The 21,423-nt window shown below is 58.9% G+C and carries 19 protein-coding genes; 9 read left to right on the top strand and 10 right to left on the bottom strand.

Annotation, left to right across the window (positions count from 1 at the left end; translation table 11 throughout):
* Nucleotides 1–52 precede the first annotated feature (52 nt).
* The 8 genes from NKI58_RS31970 to NKI58_RS32005 form a co-directional block, all read right to left on the bottom strand.
* Entirely contained in the window at nucleotides 53–2,134 is a 2,082-nt protein-coding gene (locus tag NKI58_RS31970; RefSeq protein WP_352854260.1) for an FAD-binding protein, read from the bottom strand.
* Nucleotides 2,135–2,337: 203 nt separating this feature from the next.
* The gene (locus tag NKI58_RS31975; protein WP_352452586.1) at nucleotides 2,338–3,993 is read right to left on the bottom strand and encodes a GMC family oxidoreductase; all 1,656 of its coding nucleotides are present in this window, start codon (nucleotides 3,991–3,993) and stop codon (nucleotides 2,338–2,340) included.
* Between the two features lie 13 nt (nucleotides 3,994–4,006).
* Nucleotides 4,007–4,705, bottom strand: a complete 699-nt coding sequence (locus NKI58_RS31980; protein WP_352808745.1) for an SDR family NAD(P)-dependent oxidoreductase — start codon at nucleotides 4,703–4,705, stop codon at nucleotides 4,007–4,009.
* Nucleotides 4,702–6,261 (bottom strand): aldehyde dehydrogenase family protein, encoded by a 1,560-nt coding sequence (locus tag NKI58_RS31985; protein ID WP_352808744.1) that lies wholly within the window; start codon nucleotides 6,259–6,261, stop codon nucleotides 4,702–4,704. Before NKI58_RS31985 ends, NKI58_RS31980 begins: the two co-directional genes overlap by 4 nt.
* Complete coding sequence (locus tag NKI58_RS31990; protein WP_352452582.1) at nucleotides 6,255–7,034, bottom strand: enoyl-CoA hydratase/isomerase family protein; 780 nt, start codon at nucleotides 7,032–7,034, stop codon at nucleotides 6,255–6,257. Before NKI58_RS31990 ends, NKI58_RS31985 begins: the two co-directional genes overlap by 7 nt.
* Entirely contained in the window at nucleotides 7,027–8,640 is a 1,614-nt protein-coding gene (locus NKI58_RS31995; protein WP_352808742.1) for an acyl CoA:acetate/3-ketoacid CoA transferase, read from the bottom strand. Before NKI58_RS31995 ends, NKI58_RS31990 begins: the two co-directional genes overlap by 8 nt.
* Before the next feature lie 153 nt (nucleotides 8,641–8,793).
* Nucleotides 8,794–9,840 (bottom strand): LacI family DNA-binding transcriptional regulator, encoded by a 1,047-nt coding sequence (locus NKI58_RS32000; RefSeq protein ID WP_352854264.1) that lies wholly within the window; start codon nucleotides 9,838–9,840, stop codon nucleotides 8,794–8,796.
* A gap of 264 nt (nucleotides 9,841–10,104) precedes the next feature.
* Nucleotides 10,105–10,260, bottom strand: a complete 156-nt coding sequence (locus NKI58_RS32005) for a hypothetical protein (protein WP_210164501.1) — start codon at nucleotides 10,258–10,260, stop codon at nucleotides 10,105–10,107.
* On the opposite strand from NKI58_RS32005, the gene NKI58_RS32010 reads away from it, so the two are divergent.
* The 6 genes from NKI58_RS32010 to NKI58_RS32035 all read left to right on the top strand — a co-directional run bounded on the left by NKI58_RS32010 (nucleotide 10,259) and on the right by NKI58_RS32035 (nucleotide 15,712).
* Nucleotides 10,259–11,473, top strand: coding sequence for an ABC transporter substrate-binding protein (locus NKI58_RS32010; protein ID WP_352854267.1), 1,215 nt, complete (start codon nucleotides 10,259–10,261; stop codon nucleotides 11,471–11,473). The two genes, NKI58_RS32005 and NKI58_RS32010, sit on opposite strands and share 2 nt — an antisense overlap.
* Before the next feature lie 66 nt (nucleotides 11,474–11,539).
* Nucleotides 11,540–12,427: a carbohydrate ABC transporter permease gene (locus tag NKI58_RS32015; protein WP_031194747.1), complete on the top strand. Its 888-nt coding sequence runs from the start codon at nucleotides 11,540–11,542 to the stop codon at nucleotides 12,425–12,427.
* Nucleotides 12,424–13,257, top strand: a complete 834-nt coding sequence (locus tag NKI58_RS32020; protein WP_352452579.1) for a carbohydrate ABC transporter permease — start codon at nucleotides 12,424–12,426, stop codon at nucleotides 13,255–13,257. The genes NKI58_RS32015 and NKI58_RS32020 overlap by 4 nt, the downstream gene beginning before the upstream one ends.
* Nucleotide 13,258: 1 nt before the next feature.
* Nucleotides 13,259–13,591: a Clp protease/crotonase-like domain-containing protein gene (locus NKI58_RS32025; protein WP_031194746.1), complete on the top strand. Its 333-nt coding sequence runs from the start codon at nucleotides 13,259–13,261 to the stop codon at nucleotides 13,589–13,591.
* Nucleotides 13,592–13,593: 2 nt separating this feature from the next.
* A complete protein-coding gene (locus NKI58_RS32030) occupies nucleotides 13,594–14,658 on the top strand; it encodes an ABC transporter ATP-binding protein (protein WP_352808736.1) in 1,065 nt (354 codons plus the stop codon).
* A 70-nt stretch (nucleotides 14,659–14,728) separates the two neighbouring features.
* On the top strand, nucleotides 14,729–15,712 hold the full coding sequence (locus tag NKI58_RS32035; RefSeq protein ID WP_023721602.1) for a Gfo/Idh/MocA family protein: 984 nt from the start codon (nucleotides 14,729–14,731) through the stop codon (nucleotides 15,710–15,712).
* A 109-nt stretch (nucleotides 15,713–15,821) separates the two neighbouring features.
* Here the strand turns inward: NKI58_RS32035 and NKI58_RS32040 are convergent, their stop codons facing one another.
* Nucleotides 15,822–17,003 (bottom strand): NAD(P)/FAD-dependent oxidoreductase, encoded by a 1,182-nt coding sequence (locus NKI58_RS32040; protein ID WP_352854270.1) that lies wholly within the window; start codon nucleotides 17,001–17,003, stop codon nucleotides 15,822–15,824.
* Between the two features lie 13 nt (nucleotides 17,004–17,016).
* Nucleotides 17,017–18,255: an ROK family transcriptional regulator gene (locus NKI58_RS32045; RefSeq protein WP_023721600.1), complete on the bottom strand. Its 1,239-nt coding sequence runs from the start codon at nucleotides 18,253–18,255 to the stop codon at nucleotides 17,017–17,019.
* 338 nt (nucleotides 18,256–18,593) lie between these two features.
* Here NKI58_RS32045 and NKI58_RS32050 point away from each other — a divergent pair, with 338 nt between their 5' ends.
* From NKI58_RS32050 to NKI58_RS32060, 3 genes are all read left to right on the top strand, one after another.
* Nucleotides 18,594–19,604, top strand: a complete 1,011-nt coding sequence (locus NKI58_RS32050; RefSeq protein ID WP_352854272.1) for a sterol desaturase family protein — start codon at nucleotides 18,594–18,596, stop codon at nucleotides 19,602–19,604.
* A gap of 37 nt (nucleotides 19,605–19,641) precedes the next feature.
* Nucleotides 19,642–19,956: a MocE family 2Fe-2S type ferredoxin gene (locus tag NKI58_RS32055; protein WP_036245547.1), complete on the top strand. Its 315-nt coding sequence runs from the start codon at nucleotides 19,642–19,644 to the stop codon at nucleotides 19,954–19,956.
* A gap of 349 nt (nucleotides 19,957–20,305) precedes the next feature.
* Nucleotides 20,306–21,127: a 3-methyl-2-oxobutanoate hydroxymethyltransferase gene (locus NKI58_RS32060; RefSeq protein WP_352808729.1), complete on the top strand. Its 822-nt coding sequence runs from the start codon at nucleotides 20,306–20,308 to the stop codon at nucleotides 21,125–21,127.
* Nucleotides 21,128–21,423: the final 296 nt, after the last annotated feature.

Genomic DNA, 21,423 nt, shown 5'->3' on the forward strand with positions numbered 1-21,423 from the left:
ATATTCCATGCGGATGTTGACGACATCACGCGCACCGCGACTAGGTATCTTCTTAGTCAGAACCGAGATCAAAGATCCGGCCGGTCAGCCAATCTGGCCAATCGCGTTCGAAGAACGACCCAGCACTCTCGTCGAAGGAACGGATTGGACGTGTTGAAACCACCATTTCGACGCCGTCCAATCGGACAATGATCTGTTCACTCCGCTGGGCGTCGCGCTCCCTCCGGAAGCGATAGTCTTCCAGCGGGCCTGTCCTCGCGAGCGGAAGCGATTCACCTTCTCGATCGCATATTGCGCGGGAACCGCGGCTCCCTCCGCCTTGGCCAATGTAATGGTCCAAAGCGGTAAGCACCGCTTCGGAAGCTAGCGCCATTTGCCGCCATTGTATTGACCGCACCGCCTCAGCAGGTCGTTTGTACCTAATGCCATTTGCGCGAATGCTTACATTGAGGCTTCGAGCTTCTGCGAGGGCCTGGCTTACCCGCTCGCCGTCGCAGATCATACCGGCCGCATCGCTCATCCGCGCCTGGATCGTGGAACGCGCCGACTTGATCGTCAGCGAGCTGTCGGGGCGCATGATCGTGAAGAGCGCTGCGATGCCCGCTTGCGCAGCTCGGGCAATGTCGACCTTCGGCGCTACTTTTGCTTTGCCGCTGGCTGCAATGTGCTCGGCCGCTCGGGTGCCAAAGACCTGCCCGGCATTAAGCGCGGCTCCGCCGGGCCGCGTCACGCCGTGCGTACCAGCGGCCTCTCCGATCGCATAGCAGCCGGCAAGGCTACTGCGCCCCCAAACGTCCACCATGATGCCGCCGTTCATGTGCTGGTTGTTGACGGCGAACTCCAACGGTTCCTTGGTTATGTCTATCTTGTAGCGACGATAGAGTTCGATCGCGAGCGGGTTCATGTGCTTCAACCGCTCGATTGGCAAATGTTGACCCGCGCCGGCATTGCCGAGATAGGAACTCACGTCGTCGTCCAACCGTTCGAGGGAGAACGGCAGATCGCCGGGCATGGGCAGCGGATTCCGGTTGAAGTCCATGAACACGCGCCGCCCCGCTGCGGACTCGCGATAGATCGCAACATCTATGAGACTCGAGCTGAAATCGAGCATCCGCGTGGCATGAAAAGGCCATTGATATCCCTTGCGGAACAGGTTGGAGGCCATCTCCTGTGTGCTGCGATAATACTGGACAAGGAAGGGGTGCTCATTGCCCTCCGCGTCAATCGAATAGACATGCGGAATTGCCTGGACATAGGTGCCGGACAGATTCCAGGGAAAACCCTCCCGGCGCGTGCCTATACCGAACTGGCTCTCCGTAAGGTTGACCAATTCGATACCAGCTTCGAGCGCAAGGCCGAGCGACCCGAAGCAGCCGTTGGGATAGACACTATCACGATAAAGTTCGCCGGGACCGCCCGCGGCAAGCACAAGGACCGAGCACTCGAACAGGGCAAGGCCGAAGGCGTTTGTTGTTGTTCGGTCGTTGGGGCGCATCGTAAGAATGCCGGCGACGTGACGATCCGTCCCCTCCCCGCAGGTGAGGATTTTGGCAGCCGTAGTGTGGTTATAGAACGGAACATCAAGACGGATCGCCTCTTCGGCAAGCACCTTGACCATCAGACGTGACGTGCGTGGACCGCAACTGGTGGCACGACCCACCTCGTCGTGGTCGGTCTTGTATCTGAGAGTGCCGCCCAGCGCGTCCTGAGGCAGTGGAAGGCCAAGAAACTGTAGCGAGGCCATCATGCGAGACGAGCCCACGGCCTCCACATAGGCAATATCCTCATCCATCGCGCCACCGGCGCGTATTGCTCGCGCCATCGCCTTGTAGTTATCTCCCTGATCCGCACTGTTGGCCGTATGCAGCGTCTGCTTGTCAGAGCCGGAACAGGCCGACGTTCCACCCCAAGCGCTTTGACTGACGATAACCACCTCTTTCCCACGCCGCCTTAATTCCACCGCCGCACGCAGCCCCGCCGCACCGGAACCGACCACTACACAACAGCATCGATAGACCGGGACTTGAAGGTCGCCGTGGACCATTGTACCGGACGGAGCGGTCTCCGACCGTAGTCGCGGCATATCGACATCGGTCATGGCGTCGAGAATGTGCTGCGGGACGTCAATCGTCATAAGACTGCTAAGATCCTTGTGTCATCAGGGAGCGCATTTTTGCCAGTGATTCATCACCATGAAATGCCAACCGGATGTGTCAGCACGAATTTGGCCGATCACTGCGTGCATGCGCGGGATATCTTGGCCGACCAGAACAGCCGGAAATCGTAACATTCGCCCCATTTCCCTGCTCACTTCGTGGCGGCGGATCATGAGTGCACCTATTGAATGTTGGTGCGTGCGCGGGGGCGCGCGTCGTTGCGTTCATGCTCGAAAAGAGCCGGCGGAAGCGGGGCACGATTGCGTATTATGTCGGATCCCTTCTCGCCCACCATGATCGTCGGAGCATTGGTGTTGCAGGACGGCACCCGCGGCATGACTGAGGAGTCGCAAACGCGTAATCCCTCCAACCCATGGACCTTGAGATCGAGCCCGACGACGGCCATGGAATCGAAACCCATCTTGCACGTGCCGACCGGGTGGTGATCGGTCTTGGCATTGGCGCACCCGTAAATGAACAAGTCTTCGTCCGTCACGGCCTTTGGTCCAGGCAGGCGCTCGGCCATCACGAAAGGTTCCAGGGCGGCCTGCTGCATGATCTCCCGGGCGATCTTCAGGCCCTCAATCGACATTTTCCGGTCGTGCGGGTCTTCCCAATAGTTGGGGTCGATCAGCGGGGCCGCCGAAGGATCGGCGGAAGAAAGTCTAACCGTGCCGCGAGAGCGCGGGTGCAGATAGGCGGAGTTCAGCGTCACACCGGCGCTCTTCAGCCGCTCGACTCCCGCCTCGATCCCGGAGCCCAGGCCGAGGTGGAACTGGACGTCGGGCGAGCGGGCCTCGGGGTCCGCATACCAAAAACCACCCGTCTCGAAGAGCGAGGAGGCGACCGGACCAGTGCGGAAGAGTACGTACTGGATACCGGCCCAGAGGGTGCGGTGCAGCTTCGCCACGTTGTCATAGGTGTGGTCGCCGGTGCATTCGCAAATGACGAACAGGTCGAGATGGTCCTGCATGTTCGAGCCAACCCCCGGTAGGTCGTGTTTCACCTGAACTCCGACAGATTTAAGATGATCGATCGGGCCGATGCCCGACTGCAGGAGTAACTTAGGCGACCCTATGGCGCCGGAGGAGACGAGTACTTCGCGTTCCGCCCGGATCGCTTCGATGCCCTTCGCAGTCACGACCTCCACGCCCACGGCGCGGGTGCCTTCCAGCACGATGCGGGCGACGCGAGCGCCGGTGCGGATCGAAAGGTTTCTCCGACCCTTGATCGGCGACAGATAGGCCATTGAGGCGGAGGAGCGACGGCGATTGCGTTGCGTAAGCTGGTAGAAGCCGACGCCGGCCTGCTGGCGACCGTTGAAGTCGTGGTTGTAGGGAATGCCGAGTTCCTGGCCGGCGCGGATATACGCGTCGCAGATCGGGAGATTCGAGACTGGCATGGAGACGCCGAGCGGCCCGCCATAGGAATGGTAGTCGTCGGCAAAACGCTGGTTGTCCTCAGCGCGCTTAAAATAGGGCAGGATTTCCCGATAGCTCCAGCCTTCGCAGCCGTCGTCTGTAGCCCAGAGATCGTAGTCGGCTGCATTGCCGCGCGTATAGAGCTGTGCATTGATTGAAGAACCTCCGCCGATCACCTTCGCCTGCGTATAGCGCAGCACTTGGCCTTTCATGTGCTTCTGCGGCACGGTTTCCCAGGCCCAACTCGCCACGCCCTTGGTCATCTTGGCGAAGCCCGCCGGCATGTGGAACAGCGGGTTCCAATCTCCGCCGCCAGCCTCCAGCAACAACACGCGCACGGCCGGATCTTCAGAAAGCCGGTTCGCGAGCACGCAGCCGGCAGGCCCGGCTCCGGTGATGATGTAGTCGAAGCCCATTCTGTTGCTCCCTTCAGAGGCGTGGAATTGAAGAGCCCCCGTCGGCTTCGATGATCGTTCCCGTCGCAAAACCCAAATCGCCGGAAGCGAGTGCCGTGCAGATTTTGCCGAGGTCTGCTGCTTCTTCCCCCCGCTCGATGCCGGGCCGCACCTCAAATACTGATACTCCCGTATCCATGATATGAAATGCCACCCCCTGGTAGAATGCCGCCAGCTCGGCCTTGCTGATGCAATAGTCCGCGCGTTCGGGCGAACTTACCTCGGGTGAGACCGACGTGATGTTGATGATGGACCTGGGTACATCCGCCGCGCTCCTCACGAGCATTGCCTTGACCACAGCAAGCGTAAAGAACACCGTTCCCCTTAGGTCCATCGCGATCGTCTTATCGAAGTCCGCCGGCACCAGGTCGAGGAAGTCACCTGGTACGACTGCCATGGAGCCATTGCTAACAAGGCAATCGACACGACCAAATCGCGAAAGGACGCCCGTTACCGTTTCTTCATGTCGGGAAACATCAGCGATATCGGACTGCAGATAGGCGGCTGCCACGCCATAGGATTCTAGTTTTGCGACAGCATCCTGCCCGTTGTCGGGACTCGCGACCCCAGTGATCGCCACATTGTATCCCGCTTTTGCAAAGGCGGTCGCAATTCCGAGATCGATGCCGTGGCTGCCAGTGACGATGGCGACGGGTCGTGTGGTCGTCTTCATTCGGCGAGGTCCCGGTCGGTGCGTTGGCCAGGCCAATTTTCCTGTCGCGGCATCCACCAATTGGTGCGGCCTCCGATGTGCATGTTGAGTGTTTTTGTTTCGGTGTAGTCCTCGACCGCGCGGCGTCCGAGTTCGCGACCGAGCCCGGATTGCTTGTAGCCACCGAACGGGAGCTCGGAGGCGCCATCCATGAAGGTGTTCATCCACACCGTTCCTACCCGCAAGCTGCGCCCGAATGTCAGGCACGTATCGAAATCGCGGCTCCACACACTGGCGGAAAGGCCGTAATCGATGGAATTGGCGATCTCGACGGCTTCCGCCGCCGTTTCAAAGGTGAGAACTGAAAGTACGGGGCCGAAGACCTCCTCACGTGCGATTTCCATATCCGGCATGACCGCCTCGAGGATTGTCGGCGACATAAAATGCCCCATCCCGAGATCGAGTTGATCGCCCCCGTGAACAACCTTCGCGCCGCTATTCTTTGCACTGGCGACGTAGCCCGCGATCTTCTCCAAATGCTGAGGCGTAATGATCGCGCCGACCTGCGTCGCTGGGTCCAGCGGATCGCCAACCTTCACGTATTTCGCAAGCTCTGCAACACGCTTGACCACATCCGACGCGATGCTCTTATGGAGGATTAGCCGCGAGCCGGCGTTGCAGCATTCGCCCGCATTGAAATAAGCGCCGAAGACGGCGGCGTCGATGAAGGAGTCGAGGTCCGCATCCGGGAATACGATCTGCGGATTCTTGCCGCCGAGTTCCAATGAAACCTTTTTGAGGGTCTGCGCTGCATTCGTCATGGTGAGCTTTCCGACGCCGGTCGAGCCGGTGAACGAAACTATGTCGACCGCAGGATGGGACGTCATGATCGCGCCGACTTCGGGACCCGTGCCGGTGACGATGTTCACGACGCTGTCCGGGACGCCCGCTTCCTCAAGGATCTCGCCGAGAACGAGCGTCGAACCCGATGTCAGCTCTGAGGGCTTAACGACGCATGTACAGCCGGCGGCGAGCGCAAAGGGCAGTTTCTGGCTTAGGATCAGGAATGGAAAGTTCCACGGCGTTATGATGGACACGACGCCGATCCCCTCGCGCAGAACGACGCCTAGTGTGTTCTGCCCAAGCGAATTGTAGCTCTCGCCGTGCAGGTCGCGGGCAAGCGCAGCGGCATAGCGCCAGATGTCGACAGCGCCGGCGATCTCGCCGCGCACCTGAGTTATTGGCTTGCCGCCCTCGATGCAGTCGAGATAGGCGAGGTCTTCGGCGCGGGCCTCGATGAGATCGGCGGCCTTCAGCAGAACCCGCGAGCGCTGCGACGCCGTCGTGTGCGGCCACCGGCCGTGGTCGAATGCCTTTCGCGCCGAGGCGATGGCGCGCTCGGCATCCATCCTTGTCGCCGCCTGGTAGCGGCTCACGACGATGCCGTGGCTCGGCGCGTTCCGGTCGATCGTCCGGCCTTCTACGCCGGCCGTCCATCTGCCGTCGATCAGCATCTCGAAGCCGCGCACGGGCGCGTCGGCAAGCGCTGTTGGCCTGATCTCTAACGTCATCACCATTCTCCCTTGAAGACCGCCGCGCGCTTCTGCGAGAAGGCGGCGACGCCTTCCTTGAGATCCCCAGTCTTGGCGGCCAGAATCGAGCCGAGCGCTTCGACCGCCGAACCATTGTCCTCGCCATTCGCGACGGCGATCATTAGCTTCGATATCTCGACGGCCGCCGGTCCCCGCGTCGCGACCCGCGCCGCGTAGGCCTTCGCCTCGATGACGGCAGCGCCGCTGTCCACGACGGCGTCGACCAGTCCGTACTTGAGGGCTTCCTCGGCGGAGAACGTCTCACCTCCCAGGACCATGCGGCGAACGATCTGCGCGCCGAAGCGCCTCACTAGGCGCTGCGTGCCCGACCATCCCGGTATCATGCCGAGCCCGGTCTCCGGCAGGCCGATGCGGATATGTTGTTCCGCGATGCGGAAGTCGGCTGCGGCCGCGAGTTCCAGGCCGCCGCCGAGCGCGTGGCCGTTGAGTGCGGCGATCACCGGCATGCGCAGGGTCGCCAGACGCTCGAAGACGCGATGGCCGAAGCGGACCCAGGCATGGCCGAACTCGTTCGCCTGCATGGCGCCCCAAGCTTTGATGTCGCCACCGGCGCTGAAGGCTCTGCCTTCGCCGGTAAGCACCACCGCGCGGACATCGGTCATCGCCTCGACCTCGTCGCAGATGGCGGCCAATGCCTTCAGCATGTCAATATCGAAGGCGTTGAGCTTCTCGGGTCGAGCGATCGTGACGGATGCGACCGCGCCTTCGGCGGCAAGCCTCATGTGCGCGTCAGCCATTACATGCCCCCGCCAAGCTACGGGCCGGCTTCACGGCAAGCGACAGGCCGATCGGCCTGTCGACGAAGAGCGCGCCGTCCATGACTTTTAGGGTGTCGGACACGATCAGCGGAAACTCCGACTGTTCAAGAATGCCGGTGTTGAGATCGATGCCCGGCGCAATTTCAGTCAGCACGACGCCGTCCGGCGTCAGTCTCATCACGCCGCGCTCGGTGACATAGGTGATATCCTGGCGCTGGTCGATGGCTCGCCTGCCCGAAAAGGTGACGTGCTCGACCTCTTTGACGAGCTTCCTAAGCTTGCCCTCCTTCTCTACAACGACCTTGCCGTCCTCGACAGCGAGCTTGGCGCCGGCATTGAACATGCCGGAGAAGACGATCTTCCTCGCCCTTGCCGTAATGTCGACGAAGCCGCCGGCGCCCGCCGTGATATGAGGGCGGAACGAGAGCTTTGACACGTTGACGGAGCCGTCGCGGCCTATCTCTAGGAATGACAGCAGCGAGGCGTCGAAACCTGCCCCTTGGAAATATGTAAACTGGTAGGGCGAGGGCATGAAGGCGTCGGCATTCGCGGCGCAGCCAAAGGCGAAGTCAAGCAGCGGCACGCCCCCGACCGCCCCCTGTTCGATGACCCAAGTGACCGCGCCGTGCAGCCCTTCCTCCAGGAGAATGCGTGGGACGTTGGCCGAAATCCCGAAGCCGAGATTGACGGCGCTGCCCGCCTCGAGTTCCTGCGCGACGCGCCGCGCGATTATCTTCTGGATGTTGAACTCCGGCACGCGAAAACTTTCGAGCGGCCGAAAAATCTCACCCGAGATTGCAGGGTCGTAGAGCGTCTGCGTTGTCTGTTTCTGGTCGGGATCGACGACGACGTAGTCGACGAGAATTCCGGGCACTCGCACGTCATGCGGCCTCATCGATCCGTCCTTGGTGATGCGCTTCACCTGCGCGATGACGATGCCGCCATTGTTGTGGGCCGCGAGCGCTTGGTCGAGGCCGCCGAGATACGCGCCTTCGTGTTCGTAGGTCAAATTGCCGCGCTCGTCCGCCGTCGTGGCACGGATGATCGCTACCTGCGGCGCGATTGCCTCGAAGTAGAGGTACTCCTCACCGTAGAATTGGATTTTGCTCACCACGGGCCGGGCTTCCGCGGCCGCATTCATCGCGCAGCCCTGGCGGTTCGGGTCGGCGAAGGTGTCGAGCCCGATCTTGGTGATAACGCCCGGGCGCTTCGCGGCCGCTTCGCGGTGCATGTCGAAGAGCACTCCGGAAGGGATGTTGTACGCCGCCACGTCGTTGCTTGCGATCATTTGCCAAATGAGGGGCGGCTCGGCGGTGGAAGGACCTGAAGGGTAGGAGCCGCCGATGATGGTCTTCAAGAGGCCTTTTTGGGCTATGTAATCGACGCCGTTGATGCCGCTCATGTCGCCCGCGGCAATCGGGTGGAGCGTGGTCAGGTCGCGCGGATGCCCGGCGGCCTCGAAGCGTTCGCCGATCGCCTTCAGCATCAGGTCCGGGCAACCGAGCCCGCTCGAGGACGAGACCGACACGACAGCGCCATCCGGAATGAGGGCGGCGGCTTGGGCGGGGGTGATGTGCTTGCTCATTGCGGGATGCTCAAAGTCCTGGTTCGACGCGCATATGTCTTGGCGCGCCCAACACTGGAACTGACGACTGATACGACCTGCCTCGGCTTCCCCGCATACCAGTGACCCACTCGCGCGCGATCATGCTCGCACCGATCAATGCCCATCGAACCGTCATCCTAACTTCCCCTCTGGTTTGCTCTGGCCAGTTCCACAACTCTGGCGGACGACCAGCCTGACCGCCGCAATGATGTTCTCCGCATCTGCTTTTCCCGCATTGATCTGCTTCAGAAGGAGGTGTGCGGCGCGCCTGCCCATAGCTTGCGGATCGACCGAGATCGTCGTCAGGGCCGGAACCGCCGTTTTCGCCTCGATAACGTCGTCGAAACCTACCACCGCGAAGTCCCGCCCCGGTTCCATGCGCCGAGCGCGCAATCCATCACACACGCCAAACGCCACCGCGTCATTGAAGCAGACGGCCCCGGTCGGTCGATCGCTGATGGTCATCGCACGTCCGATGGCTTCCACGCCACCTGCTCTCGAGGGAATGGACGGAACAACTAACTCCTCATCGAACTTAAGACCACTTTCGTCCATCGCTTTGCGGTAACCAGACCGTCGCTCGGCAAACACAGCCGTATCTGGAAAGCCTCCCAAAAAAGCGATCCGGCTATGCCCTAGCGACACCAAATGCTTGACCGCCATCGCCACGCCGCGAACGTTATCAGACACAATCGACGACATTCTCGCGCCGGGCAGGCTGCGGACTACCACAACCACCGGGATCCCTGACGCCACGAGCGGCTTGAAGTCTGCTGCATCGGTGGCGCGGGCCGGCGAAACGATAAGCCCCGAAATTCCATGCTCACGCATCGAGGCAACCACCTCTCGCTGCCGGTCGGTATTTTCACTCGTATTTGAGAGGAACTGGACGAAGCCCGCCGACTGGACGACCGTGTCGACCCCTACGGCCAACTCTGCAAAGAAGCTGTTTGTAAGATCGTTCACCACGACACCGATGATGCCCGATCTGGCGCTCGCCTGTCGAAGGTTTGCGGCACCCCGGTTGTAGACATACCCCAACTCGCGCATTGTCGCGTTGACCTTGGAACGCGTCGCTTCCTTCACCAGAGGCGAGCCCTGCAAGACCAACGAAACCGTGGACTTGGAAACGCCTGCGGCTTTGGCGATGTCGATGACAGTCAGTCTCGCCTTTGACATCGCAACCTCGGTCTTCTCAAATTAGGCTTCAAACAATTGGAACGTTCCTAGCTTGTCAAGCGGAATTTTATCTAATGGGAGCGCCTGTCACCCGCCGCTTTTGTCATTGCGCCCCCGATCGTGTGCCATAAAGCCCCATATTTGCAGTCCTTTGGGTAGATCTGGCTTGAAGCGGTGCAGATCTGGGCTCGATGGGCAAGGGAAAATAGTTGTTGCAATTTAGAACGTTCCAATTTATTGAGTTAATCCGTGCGATCACGCCGGTCACGCGCGGCGTCCACAAACACCGGAGCGGTGTCGATCCATCGCTTGATCGTAGTCGGTGGAGGAGGTGGTCCATTCGAAGCCGGCACGGCCGGCGGCGAGGATATCAAGCCAAACAAACTGAACAGGGAGTGAATGGATGATACGCAACGTCATGAAGTCGGCCGTCCTCGCAGCGGCCACAGCGATGTTCGCCGCGGGTTCGGCCAACGCGGAGCAGGTCGTGCTAAAATTCTGGGACAACCAGCGGGCCGAATCCGATTTCAATCAGAATCAGCAGAACGCCTTGAAGCGCTTCGAGAAGGAAAACCCCGAAATCAAAGTAGAGCTTACCACAATACCATATTCGGAGTACCAACAGCGGTTGTTGACGGCGGTACAGGGCGGTAATGCGCCTGATGTAGCCACCCTGGATCAAATCTGGATGGGCGCCTTTGCTCAAGCCGGCGCAATTACGGCTCTCGACGACCAAGTCAAGACTTCCGGTCTTACGGGCGACACTTTCTTCAAAGGAGCCTGGGACTCGAACGTTTCTGACGGCAAGCTCTGGGGAATCCCCATCAACGTGGACGTTTGGTCCTTCACCTACTACAACAAGGCACTCCTCAAAGAGGCTGGCGTTGATCCTGCCTCGCTAAAGACCTTTGAGGGATTGAAGGCAGCGGCGCCGAAGCTTACGGACAAGTCCAAGGGCCGCTACGGCATTGGCTTGTTCGGCCACAAGGGGGAAGACACGGTCGTCGTTCTCGATACTTTCATCTTCTCCAATGGCGGTAAAGTCTTGGATGAGAAGGGCAAATGCGCGCTCACCAGCCCTGAAGCGGTCGGGGCATTGAGTTACCTGCAGTCACTGGTGCCATATGCGCCGCAGGGCATCATGAACGCCAGTTCCGCAACGATGCGCGAACTTTTTCTAAACGGATCTCTTGCAACGGAGTTCTGGCCCGCGCTGGAGCAGCCGACTCTGCAGAAGTCCAAACTTGACTGGGATTTCGTTGTAGGGAATGCGCCCGAAGGTAAGACGGCGATTGGCACGTATGGTGGGTGGAACCTTGCCATCTTTGAAGCTTCCCAGCACAAGGAAGCCGCTTGGAAACTCATCCAGTTCCTAACCCGCGAAGACGTGAACGGCGATGTTGTCGAACTTGTCCCGGCAAACATGAAGGCCGCAAAAAGCTTTTTGGCGGCAAACCGCAAAGGTGCGGATCTCATCATCCCTCATCTCGAGAATGCCTCACCCCGGCCGTTGTCACCTCGCTATCTCGAAGTCGCCGACATCGAGGTGACTCTAGCGCAGGATGTATTTTCCGGAATGGATCCGCAGAAGGCAGCCGGCAAGGCCTGCACTGCTATCGACGCCCTTAACTAGTCACCAGGACTAAGCCGGGCTCGGGCTTTGCCCCGAGCCCGGCCCTCTCTATCGGGAAATGACACAATGTCCCATCGTGAACGCTGGATGGCCTGGATTTTCGTAGCTCCGGCGCTGCTGCTGGTCGGCGCACTTATGTATTACCCGATGATCGGCACCATAATTGAAAGCCTTTATTCGACCTCCTTCATCAACCCGGTGCCGAAGTTCCAGGGGCTTGCAGCGTATTACAAGATCTTGGCCGATCCGATCTTCGGTCAAGTAGTGTGGAACTCCCTCATTTGGACTGTCTTTGTGGTAGCACTGCAGAATGTGTTCGGCTTGCTGGTCGCACTGCTGCTCAATCAGCAGATGCCTGGCCAGGGACTTATGCGGTCGTTGGTGCTTTTGCCTTGGGTCCTCCCCGGCGTAGTGGCCGCCATCCTTTGGCGATTCATGTATGACCCGCAACTCGGTTTGGTGAACTCGTTACTTATTAGCCTGGGACTGATCGACCACGGTACCGCTTGGCTGGCGGAAACGTCGACAGCCATGGGCTCGATCATTATGGCGGCCGTATGGAAAGGGTTCCCCTTCTCGGCGATCGTCTACTTAGCGGCCCTGCAGACGGTCGACCAAGAGCAGGTCGAGGCCGCCAAGATAGACGGAGCGGGAGCGACTAGGCGCCTGTTTGACGTTGTGCTCCCCGGAATCAAAGACGTGATCGCCATCAATCTCCTCCTTACCACTATCCTCACTTTCAATTACTTCGACATAATCTGGGTGATGACAAACGGTGGCCCACAGAATGCCACAGCCATCTTCCCAACCCAGATCTACGAACTCGGTTTCGGACAATTTCGCTTTGGCGAAGCCGCTGTATATGGCGTTTTTTCAATCTTGGTCCTGGCGCTGCTGATAATGGTCTATTTCGGCGTTTTGTCGCGCGGCCGGCATAGGGGGAAGGCGTCATGAACACCCGTTCCCACAGGAGCCGCCAAGCCGCACTGCTGGCCCTCAACGTCGTATTGGCGCTGATAATCCTGGTGCCCTTCTTTTGGATGGTTTCAGTGTCGTTGAAGCCGGCGGCCGAGCCTTTTTCCATTCCCGCCAGGCTGTGGCCGGAGAACCCGACCTTCGACAACTACGTCACTGCATTCCGGCCGGAGTTCCGAACCTATTTTATGAATTCGGTCATCGTTTCACTGTCCACCGTCATCATCACCGTTTCGTTAGCCCTGCTGGCCGCCTATGCATTTACGCGCACCCACGTCCGCCTACTTATCATCGCCATGACGCTGGTGATCGTCACGCAGATGTTCCCGGCCAGCGCCATCATCATCCCGATCTACAAGATGATGAAGGGGGCCAACCTACTCAACACATATACGTCGTTGATCCTCGCCTACGTCACCGTAACCTTGCCGGTGGCGATCTGGATGCTGCGTGGCTTCATGGCCAATTTGCCGCTGACACTCGAAGAAGCGGCGGCGATCGATGGGGCCGGGCCGTTCAGAACGTTTTTCGAGATAATCGTGCCGCTTTGCCGGCCGGGGATAGTCGCCACTGCAGTCTTTGTGCTTATCGTCACCTGGCAGGAGTTCCTCTTTGCGCTCTCCTTTACCTCGACCAAGGAGATGCGCACGCTGCCAGTTGGAGTGAATGACTTTATCGGCCAGTACGGCATCCGCTACGGAGAGCTCATGGCCTCATCCGTGATGATCTCCATGCCGGTGGTCGCTGTCTTCTTCTTTCTGCAACGACAGTTCGTAGCAGGCCTGACGGCCGGCGCGGTGAAGGGCTGACGTGTCGGATATCATGCTCTTGGATATTCCTGAGCCCAGCATCGCGTTGCTGACGTGGGACTGGCTGGAGAAGCTGAACGTAGTGCCCTCTGATCCAGACGTGCATGTGCATATTCTCACCGGTACTGACGTTGGCGCCTTAGCACTTGGCACCGACATCGCCGGCTACATGGGCCGACCTGAGCGGGAGTTCATGGAGTTTCAGTTTGCTCGATGCGGGCTGAACGACCGTCGGAGGCGTTCCCAAAACCGACCATCGCCGTCAACGATTTATCGTGACAAATACTCCACAGCTATGACTGCTGTCCGTAGCATCGTCCACGAAGGGATATGATCTTGGCCTCCGTAACGTTGTCATCCGTATCTAAATTTTGGGGCTCCTTTGTCGCCGTGGAAAAGATCTCGCTCGCCATGGCCGATGGCGAGTTCATCGTGTTGCTCGGGCCCTCTGGCTGTGGCAAGTCCACCACAATGCGCATGATCGCCGGGCTCGACGACCCGAGCGCTGGCGAGATTCGCATAGGCGATCGTGTGGTCAACGATTTGCCCCCGGGTAAACGCGACCTCGCCATGGTGTTCCAGAACTATGGCCTCTATCCGCATATGACCGTGGCGGACAATATTGGTTATCCGCTCAAAGTCGCAGGTGTGAACCGTGAGGAACGCGAGCGCCAGGTACGCGCCGCCGCCGAGCGCGTCGAACTCGGCGGGCTTCTAGAGCGCAAACCCGGTCAACTGTCCGGCGGGCAAAGACAGCGCGTGGCGCTCGGTCGTGCCATCGTACGCACGCCCAAACTGTTTTTGATGGACGAACCTCTGTCCAATCTCGACGCCAAGCTGCGCGTCTATATGCGCGCGGAATTGAAGCACCTGCAGCGCGACCTCGGTACCACTACGATCTATGTGACGCACGACCAGGTCGAAGCGATGACGCTGGCTGACCGTGTCGCCGTGATGGCGAACGGCAAACTACAGCAGGTCGGCACACCCCTCGACATCTACAACACGCCGGCAAACGTCTTTGTTGCCGGCTTCCTCGGCAATCCACCCATGAACCTGCTTCCGATAGCAATTGCCGACGGACGGGTGCAGGACTCCGAGTTGACGCTTGCGGCTCCGGCCGGCGTGAACGGCGCGATCACCGTCGGCCAGCGACCCGAAGATATGCGGCTCAGCGAAACAGACGCGGGTAATATGGCCGGCGAGGTTTATACCACCGAACTATTGGGCGACAGCACGCTGGTTACCGTAAAGGTCGGCAAAAACTTGGTCGCCGTGAAGACCGACAAAAATACCAAGGTGCACATGGGAGAAAACGTCGGCATCCGCTTCGATCCGAAACATCTGCATTTCTTCGACACGACCAGCGGCACGCGGGTCGCGTTCGACGCAAGTAGGTGAGGCTAGTCAATATCTCATGCAGCGTGACACCTACAAAGTTGAATTCACAGTCGAGCCTTGAGGTAAGATAATGAACGCCGAATTGCGTTGGGGGATTCTAGCGACCGGCTGGATTGCTGATCTCTTTGTCCAGGATTTGCAGCTTGCCGGTCATCGTGTCTCGGCTGTCGGCTCTCGAACACAGGCAGGAGCCGACAAGTTCGCCAATCGTTTCAGTATTCCCAACGCGCACGCCAGCTACAAGGACCTTTTGTCGGACCCGGAGGTCGATATTATCTATGTGGCTACACCCCATCCGATGCACGCCGACAACGCGCTTAAGGCGCTGACCGCCGGCAAGCACGTGCTTATCGAAAAGCCATTCACGATCAATGCACGGGAAGCGCGCAATGTCGTTGATTTCGCCTCTGCGAAAAACCTGGTCGTGATGGAGGCGATGTGGACGCGCTTCCTTCCTCATATGGTGCGCATCCGGGAGATCATCGCATCAGGAGTGCTTGGAAAGATCTATTCGGTGATCGCCGATCATACTCGTGACCTTCCTGGCGATCCCAATCATCGGCTCAACGCTCTGGAACTCGGCGGAGGCGCCCTGCTTGATCTCGCCATTTACCCCATTTCGTTCGCCTTTGACGTGCTCGGAGAGCCTGAACACATCGTTTCGATGGCTCGGATTAAGGAGACAGGAGTGGACGCTGAGGTAGCAACTATCTTCCAACACGCCGGCGGGGCTTTGTCTACCACCATCTCCAGTCTCGACAACACCGGACCCAATGTTGCATCGATCCTCGGCACCGAGGGGAGAGTTGAGATTGCATCTACCTGGTATTCGCCAACTTCATTTCGCCACATCGACAAGAATGACAGGGTGATAGAAGAGTATTCGTCGTCGGTAGCAGGACGTGGCATGCAATATGAAGCTGCCGAAATGGAGAGGCTTGTGACGGCTGGAAAATTGTCCGGTGAGATCATGCCTGCTAACGAGACCGTGTCGATAATGCAATCACTTGATACGATCAGGGCGCAAATCGGACTGCGCTATCCGAACGAATAGAGCATTTTAGTTGATTTCGGTCGAGACGTGCTGGAGCGGATGCCGCGACGACGGCCGCGGACCGCACCTTGGCTTGGGCTGGTAGACCTCCGGCGGCTTTATTACTTGATTACTTGAGCAAGCCCTTGATCCTAAAGTCAGGGTCTATCAGCGAACTGGCCGCAACCACAGTTCCGCGCTCGATGAGCTTCTCGAGAACACTCATGTCCCTCGCGACCGTGTTCCCCTGTCCTATTGCGGCGGCCGCTGAGACCCGGGCATCTTGATCGCACTGAAAGACGATGCGGACCCCACCGGAGGCTGCGCGGTGATGTATATCCCGGGTTAGATCGAACTGCCCTGCGACCTGCAGAGTCAGATCGAACTGATCCGACCAAAACCACGGGACTTTCTGGTACTCTCCACTGGCACCGAGCATGGCTGCTGCGGCATGGGCACCCTGGTCCTGTGCGGCCTTCCAGCTTTCAAGTCGCATACGGGCTCCTCGCCACTCGAAATTGCAGCAGTCGCCTGCGGCGAAGATATTGGGTTCGGAGGTTCGGAATGCGCTGTCGACAACAATCCCGTTATCCACGAACAGACCGGCCTTTTCGGCGAGCTCGGTATTAGGGATCGCCCCGACGCCAGCGATAACGGCGTCGAACTCCAGTTCAATCCCGTTGGCCAGCACAATGCGGTTCGTTCCAGCCTCGGTGACGACAGTACCAGTCAGAATCTTGACCCCTGCGGTTTCGTGCCGCGCGTGAATGATTTGGGCGATCGCCCCGGGCACGGCGCGTCCGAGAATGCGCGGTGCGGTCTCGATCACCGTAACCTCGGCACCTGCCTGCCGCGCAGTCGCGGCGAGTTCAAGGCCAATGAATCCGCCACCAATGACCCCGATGCGCGCATTGCTGCTGAACTCCAGCATAATGCGCCGCGCCTGCACATCGGTTCGTAGTGTGAGACAGCCTTCAAGGCCAGGAAACAATCTGGCACGGGCTCCCGTCGCAAGGAGCAACTGATCATACGTCAAGAGCGTGCCATCGGCGAGGTGAATCTCCCGCCTCTCAGGCACCAGAGACTCGACCAGCGCACCACGTCGGAGTTCGATCCCTGCTCCGGGATAGGCATCTTCGGCACGAATGGCCTTGGGATTGGCTAGCATCGTCTTGGATAACGGCGGTCGTTCATATGGCAGAGCTTTCTCTGCGGTCAGCAACGTTACCGACCCTTGAAAACCAAGTTCCCGCAACGTGAATGCGGCGCGGACACCGCATTCTCCGGCGCCGACAATAGCTATCTCTGCCATGCGGTCCTTCACTTCAGCTCTTGAGAACGACTTTGTTGTCTGGCGCAAACTGTTCGTTCAATGGAACCAGAGCAGCGCCAATCGCGCGGGCGTTAAACCCGATCGAGCCCACACGGAACTCAGGAATGATGATGCCCTCCAGATCGTAGCCTGCCACTCGTTCCCGGACGCTCACGATGAGACGATCGAGGAGAGGTCGCAAGAGGACGCCGTCAACAACGACACTATCGGCTTCGATGAAGCTCGTGCCAGAGATGGCCGCAAAAGCAAGTGCATCCGCCGCCAGATCGCACCACTCATCGAAACAGGCAAGTGCCGGTTCATCAAGCTTGGCGACGGATCCACCATCTTCACGGAACGTCTTCATTGGCAATTTGTGCTGCGCCGCAAGGACCTCCAACCGATTGAGGGAGGCGGCTTGACTCAACCGCGCGGGCGCTGGACTCCTATTGTGCGATCCAAGTTTAAGAGGGATTGCACCCACCGCGCCCGCGTTGCCGGTGTGGCCGGTAATTAGATTGCCCTCCAAAACAACACTGCCGCCAATCAAGGTGCTGATGTAAAAGTATACGATTGACCGATTCCGGTTCTCTCTCCGGAAATCAATCTCAGCCAAGCAAGCAGCGTCAGCGTCATTGAGCACCACGGCGCTCAAGCCGGAGGTTTCTTCGACCCTGGCGACCATGTCGGCCTCCCGCCAGCGTGGGGATGCACCGCCAGGATCACCGATGACGGCTATGCCAGACTCGATCGCCGTTGGAGCAGCAATACCTACGCCCACGAGTCTGGATTTCTGGACGCGGCTCAAATCATCCTTCAGGCTGTCGAACGCTGTTCCCATCAGGCCCGAGACGACGTCCGCGTCGAGGGCATCGTAGGCAAAGCTTTTCTTAGCAATCACCCGGCGGTCGAACGATAGAGCCAGCAGATCCAAGGAGCGGCGGCCAATCTTGACCCCGATCGAAATCGCTCCATCCGGTGCAATCTCGATCGGAGTAGAAGGCTGACCAATCCGGCCGCGGATTACGTCCTTCTTCCGCAGGTATCCTTCCTTGAGGAGGCGATTTACGATAATCGTGACCGTTTGCGAGGACAAATGTGTAATGCGCGCGATCTCGGCCTTGGAAAGCGCGCCAGCCTCCTGGATCAGACTAAGGATTAAGCGCTCATTGTAGTGTTTGACACCTATCTGGTTGCCGCCACGGTGCGTCGCGTTGCCTACGAATGCGTTGAAGGTGCTGTCGACTGACATTAGATACAGCTCGCGTTTTCAGGGGCGTTCAGATCGGAAACGCCGGTTATCATGGCGCCCTTCTCGTTACTGCTGGCCGGTCTTGACGTCCAGAACGCCCGCGATGCCATCGCGCCAGTGCCCGCCGCGTCTGATATCCAATTGAGGCTCCCTTTGAGCGCGTGAATGCGGTAGTAGTGCTTCGTCTTCCACCCGTCAGCTTGCCGTAGGATCGACGGCCGAAATCTGGCACGATTTTTTTTGTAAATCAAGCGGATTTAGTTATTGACCATTTGTTGGAATATTGGCATGTTGTAGGCCGATCGGGCCTTTCGGGGCGAGATCGAAAGGAGCATCCGATGGACGATCTTAAGTTTGGAACGCGCAGCAAGCGCGGCGATTGGGCTCCCAACGAGCTGTTGGAGCCAGCGCCAATATGGCTCTTCCCTCCCAATCCAAAGAAGCTTCTGAAGTGGCTTCCATCTTACTTCTTTCCGTACAACCTGCTGTTCATGGTCTCGGCACTCGCCTACTGGCAGCTGGTTGTCCCTGACGCCGCAGTCCTGCAGAACTTTGCATGGGGTTGGTCGCTGAAAATGCTGGCGGCGAACCTCGTCCTGGCCTTTCTCTGGTACCAAAGCTGGGAGTTGCCGCTTTACGTTCGCCGTCGGCAGGGGAACCGATTTAAGTACAACCACAAGTTCCCGGCGGATCAGCAATCAGATGTATTTTGGTTCAATAAGCAGACCCTCGACAATATGCTGCGGTCGCTGCTGATCGGTGTACCGATATGGACGTGCCTGCAGGTCTTGATGCTGTGGAGTTCCGCGAATGGATACATACCCTGGCTCAACTTCGCCGAGCACCCTGTGTGGCTCGGGGTCGTGGCTGTCGTGGTGCCGATAATTCACGACTTCCACTTCTATTGCATCCACCGGCTGATCCACGTCCCAGTGCTCTACAAATACGTCCATTCGGTGCACCACAACTCCATAAATCCCAGCCCGTGGTCATCGCTATCGATGCATCCCATTGAGCACTTGCTCTATTTCGGGGTGGTTTTCTGGCACTTCGTTATCCCCTCAAACCCCGTCATTGCACTCTACCAGCTACACTTCGCGGGTTTCGGCGCCGTGCCTGGGCACATCGGTTTCGACACGGTTGAGACCAGCGATGAGCAGGGGCTCGATACCCACGCCTATATGCACTACCTCCACCATAAGTATTTCGAGGTGAATTACGGAGGCGAGGGGCTCGTCCCCGTGGACCGGATGTTCGGCACCTATCACGACGGGTCGAAGGAATCTGACGAACGGATGAAGGCGCGTTTCCGCGCCAAGAAAGAGCGCCTCAAGGACAAATCGGCCTGAACCCGCTCGAACCCTGTTGCCTCAAAATCTAGCGAGAGTGACGATGCCTTGGATTGACGTTTGTGGAGCCGACGACCTGGAAGAGGAAGGCGGCCTACGGTTCGACCATGCAGGTAAGACGTTCGCAATCTTCCGGAATCATCAGGACCAGTATTACTGCACGGACGGGCTTTGTACCCACGAGAATATCCACCTCGCCGACGGGTTGGTGATGGAGAATACGGTGGAATGCCCCAAGCATGCCTCGGTCTTCGACTTCACAACCGGCGAGGTCGAGACGCCTCCCGCCTGCGATAACCTGCGCACCTACGCCGTCAAGGTCGAAGGCGGCCGCGTGATAATCGATGTCTGAGGAGACTATCCGTTGACCGACATCAACCCGAAAGCCGTAATCGCGGAAGTCACGGCTCTTCCGGAGACGGTTGAAAAGGTCCGCGGCTTGCTATGCGACTACGGGCGCATTGTTCGGCAAGAACCTGGGAACCGAGCGTTTGCCTGCCGCCAAGTCGACGGTCGACCAGACAAGTTTGTCCGCGGACCAGGCGGCCTTCGAGACGCACCTTTCCGCACCCGAGAACGCTCAATTGAACGCCAAGCTTGGGACCCTCGTTCAGGGTGCCGGTTCAGTCCTGACCTTCCTGATACCCGTTGAGTAAGCGAGACTCATTAAAGGGAGTCGCATTTCGCGGAGACCCACGATCATGTACCACAACAGACCTCACGTCGAAGACATACGCGCGAAGAAGCGACGGGGCGAAAAGCTTTCGATGCTCTATGTCACCAGCACGGAGGAAGCCGCCGCCGCCGCCGCTGCGGGGATCGATCTCCTGTCAATCGAGGCAAAGGACTTCACCCCCGAAATGCGTGAAGCGGCGGGGGCGTGCTTCGTGCAGATCGGCCTGACGCCGCCAACGAAAGGAACCGTGGACGGAAAGCTGCTGGTCAGCGCCGAGCAATTCCTGGAGGCGGCTTACCGCTACACAGCGATTGGGGGCGATTGTTTCTATTGTGCCGCTTCTTTCGATATCCAGAGGACAATGTGCGAAAATCACATTCCGATTGTCGCTCATGTGGGCCTTATTCCATCTTACGTTACCTGGACCGGCTGGCGCGCTGTCGGAAAGACCGCATCAGAGGCGCTGACGATGTGGAAGCGACTAAAACGGCTCGAGGAAATCGGTTGTTTCGCTGTTGAGCTTGAGGTCGTTCCCGGCCGGATAGCCGAGTTCTTCGCCAAAAACACATCGATGATCTACTTCAGCCTCGGTTCGGGCTCAGGTGGCGATGTCCAGTACCTGTTCGCAGAGGACGTGCTCGGCTACGGCCGGAACCGCCTTCCGCGCCACGCCAAGGCGTATCGCAACTTCAAGGCCGAGTTCGACCGACTGAATAGTGAACGCGTCGCGGCATTCCGGGAATTCCGGGCTGACATCTATTCCGGTGCCTATCCCGGACCCGAACACACTGCGGCGATCCCGGAGGCTGAATTTGAAACCTTTCTTAATCACTTGGGATCTCGATAGTGAGACTTGCTCCGTCTTTAATATCAGTATCCACTTTTTCGATATATTCTCAGTTGAGATAGACTAACTGTCCCTCGGTCCGCAGGGATTTCCATCGCAGCCGCGCTGGTCGTACCGGCACGGCGTCCAGCATTCTTCGACGCCCGCGAGACCGAAAGGCAAAATCATGACCGTTGGCATTCAACCCAGCAAGCTCATCGACGGAAAAGCAGTACGCCTCCGGCGAGGGCCGCCTTGCGGGAGCATGGCCCGGTAGCGAAGCTGCGCTCTTAAGGTCGTCCTTTCGAGCGTAGTTA

Origin of the sequence: Mesorhizobium sp. M0522, from assembly GCF_040321085.1 — a bacterium.
Lineage (GTDB): Bacteria > Pseudomonadota > Alphaproteobacteria > Rhizobiales > Rhizobiaceae > Mesorhizobium.

What these genes read in the sequence shown, in the direction of transcription:
- NKI58_RS31990 (WP_352452582.1), bottom strand. Translation starts at nt 7,034, where the DNA reads ATGGCTGACGCGCACATGAGGCTTGCCGCCGAAGGCGCGGTCGCATCC.
- NKI58_RS31975 (WP_352452586.1), bottom strand. Translation starts at nt 3,993, where the DNA reads ATGGGCTTCGACTACATCATCACCGGAGCCGGGCCTGCCGGCTGCGTG.
- NKI58_RS32035 (WP_023721602.1), top strand. Translation starts at nt 14,729, where the DNA reads ATGAACGCCGAATTGCGTTGGGGGATTCTAGCGACCGGCTGGATTGCT.
- NKI58_RS32000 (WP_352854264.1), bottom strand. Translation starts at nt 9,840, where the DNA reads ATGTCAAAGGCGAGACTGACTGTCATCGACATCGCCAAAGCCGCAGGC.
- NKI58_RS32020 (WP_352452579.1), top strand. Translation starts at nt 12,424, where the DNA reads ATGAACACCCGTTCCCACAGGAGCCGCCAAGCCGCACTGCTGGCCCTC.
- NKI58_RS31970 (WP_352854260.1), bottom strand. Translation starts at nt 2,134, where the DNA reads ATGACGATTGACGTCCCGCAGCACATTCTCGACGCCATGACCGATGTC.
- NKI58_RS31995 (WP_352808742.1), bottom strand. Translation starts at nt 8,640, where the DNA reads ATGAGCAAGCACATCACCCCCGCCCAAGCCGCCGCCCTCATTCCGGAT.
- NKI58_RS32005 (WP_210164501.1), bottom strand. Translation starts at nt 10,260, where the DNA reads ATGACGTTGCGTATCATCCATTCACTCCCTGTTCAGTTTGTTTGGCTT.
- NKI58_RS31980 (WP_352808745.1), bottom strand. Translation starts at nt 4,705, where the DNA reads ATGAAGACGACCACACGACCCGTCGCCATCGTCACTGGCAGCCACGGC.
- NKI58_RS31985 (WP_352808744.1), bottom strand. Translation starts at nt 6,261, where the DNA reads ATGGTGATGACGTTAGAGATCAGGCCAACAGCGCTTGCCGACGCGCCC.
- NKI58_RS32050 (WP_352854272.1), top strand. Translation starts at nt 18,594, where the DNA reads ATGGACGATCTTAAGTTTGGAACGCGCAGCAAGCGCGGCGATTGGGCT.
- NKI58_RS32010 (WP_352854267.1), top strand. Translation starts at nt 10,259, where the DNA reads ATGAAGTCGGCCGTCCTCGCAGCGGCCACAGCGATGTTCGCCGCGGGT.
- NKI58_RS32015 (WP_031194747.1), top strand. Translation starts at nt 11,540, where the DNA reads ATGTCCCATCGTGAACGCTGGATGGCCTGGATTTTCGTAGCTCCGGCG.
- NKI58_RS32040 (WP_352854270.1), bottom strand. Translation starts at nt 17,003, where the DNA reads ATGGCAGAGATAGCTATTGTCGGCGCCGGAGAATGCGGTGTCCGCGCC.
- NKI58_RS32045 (WP_023721600.1), bottom strand. Translation starts at nt 18,255, where the DNA reads ATGTCAGTCGACAGCACCTTCAACGCATTCGTAGGCAACGCGACGCAC.
- NKI58_RS32060 (WP_352808729.1), top strand. Translation starts at nt 20,306, where the DNA reads ATGTACCACAACAGACCTCACGTCGAAGACATACGCGCGAAGAAGCGA.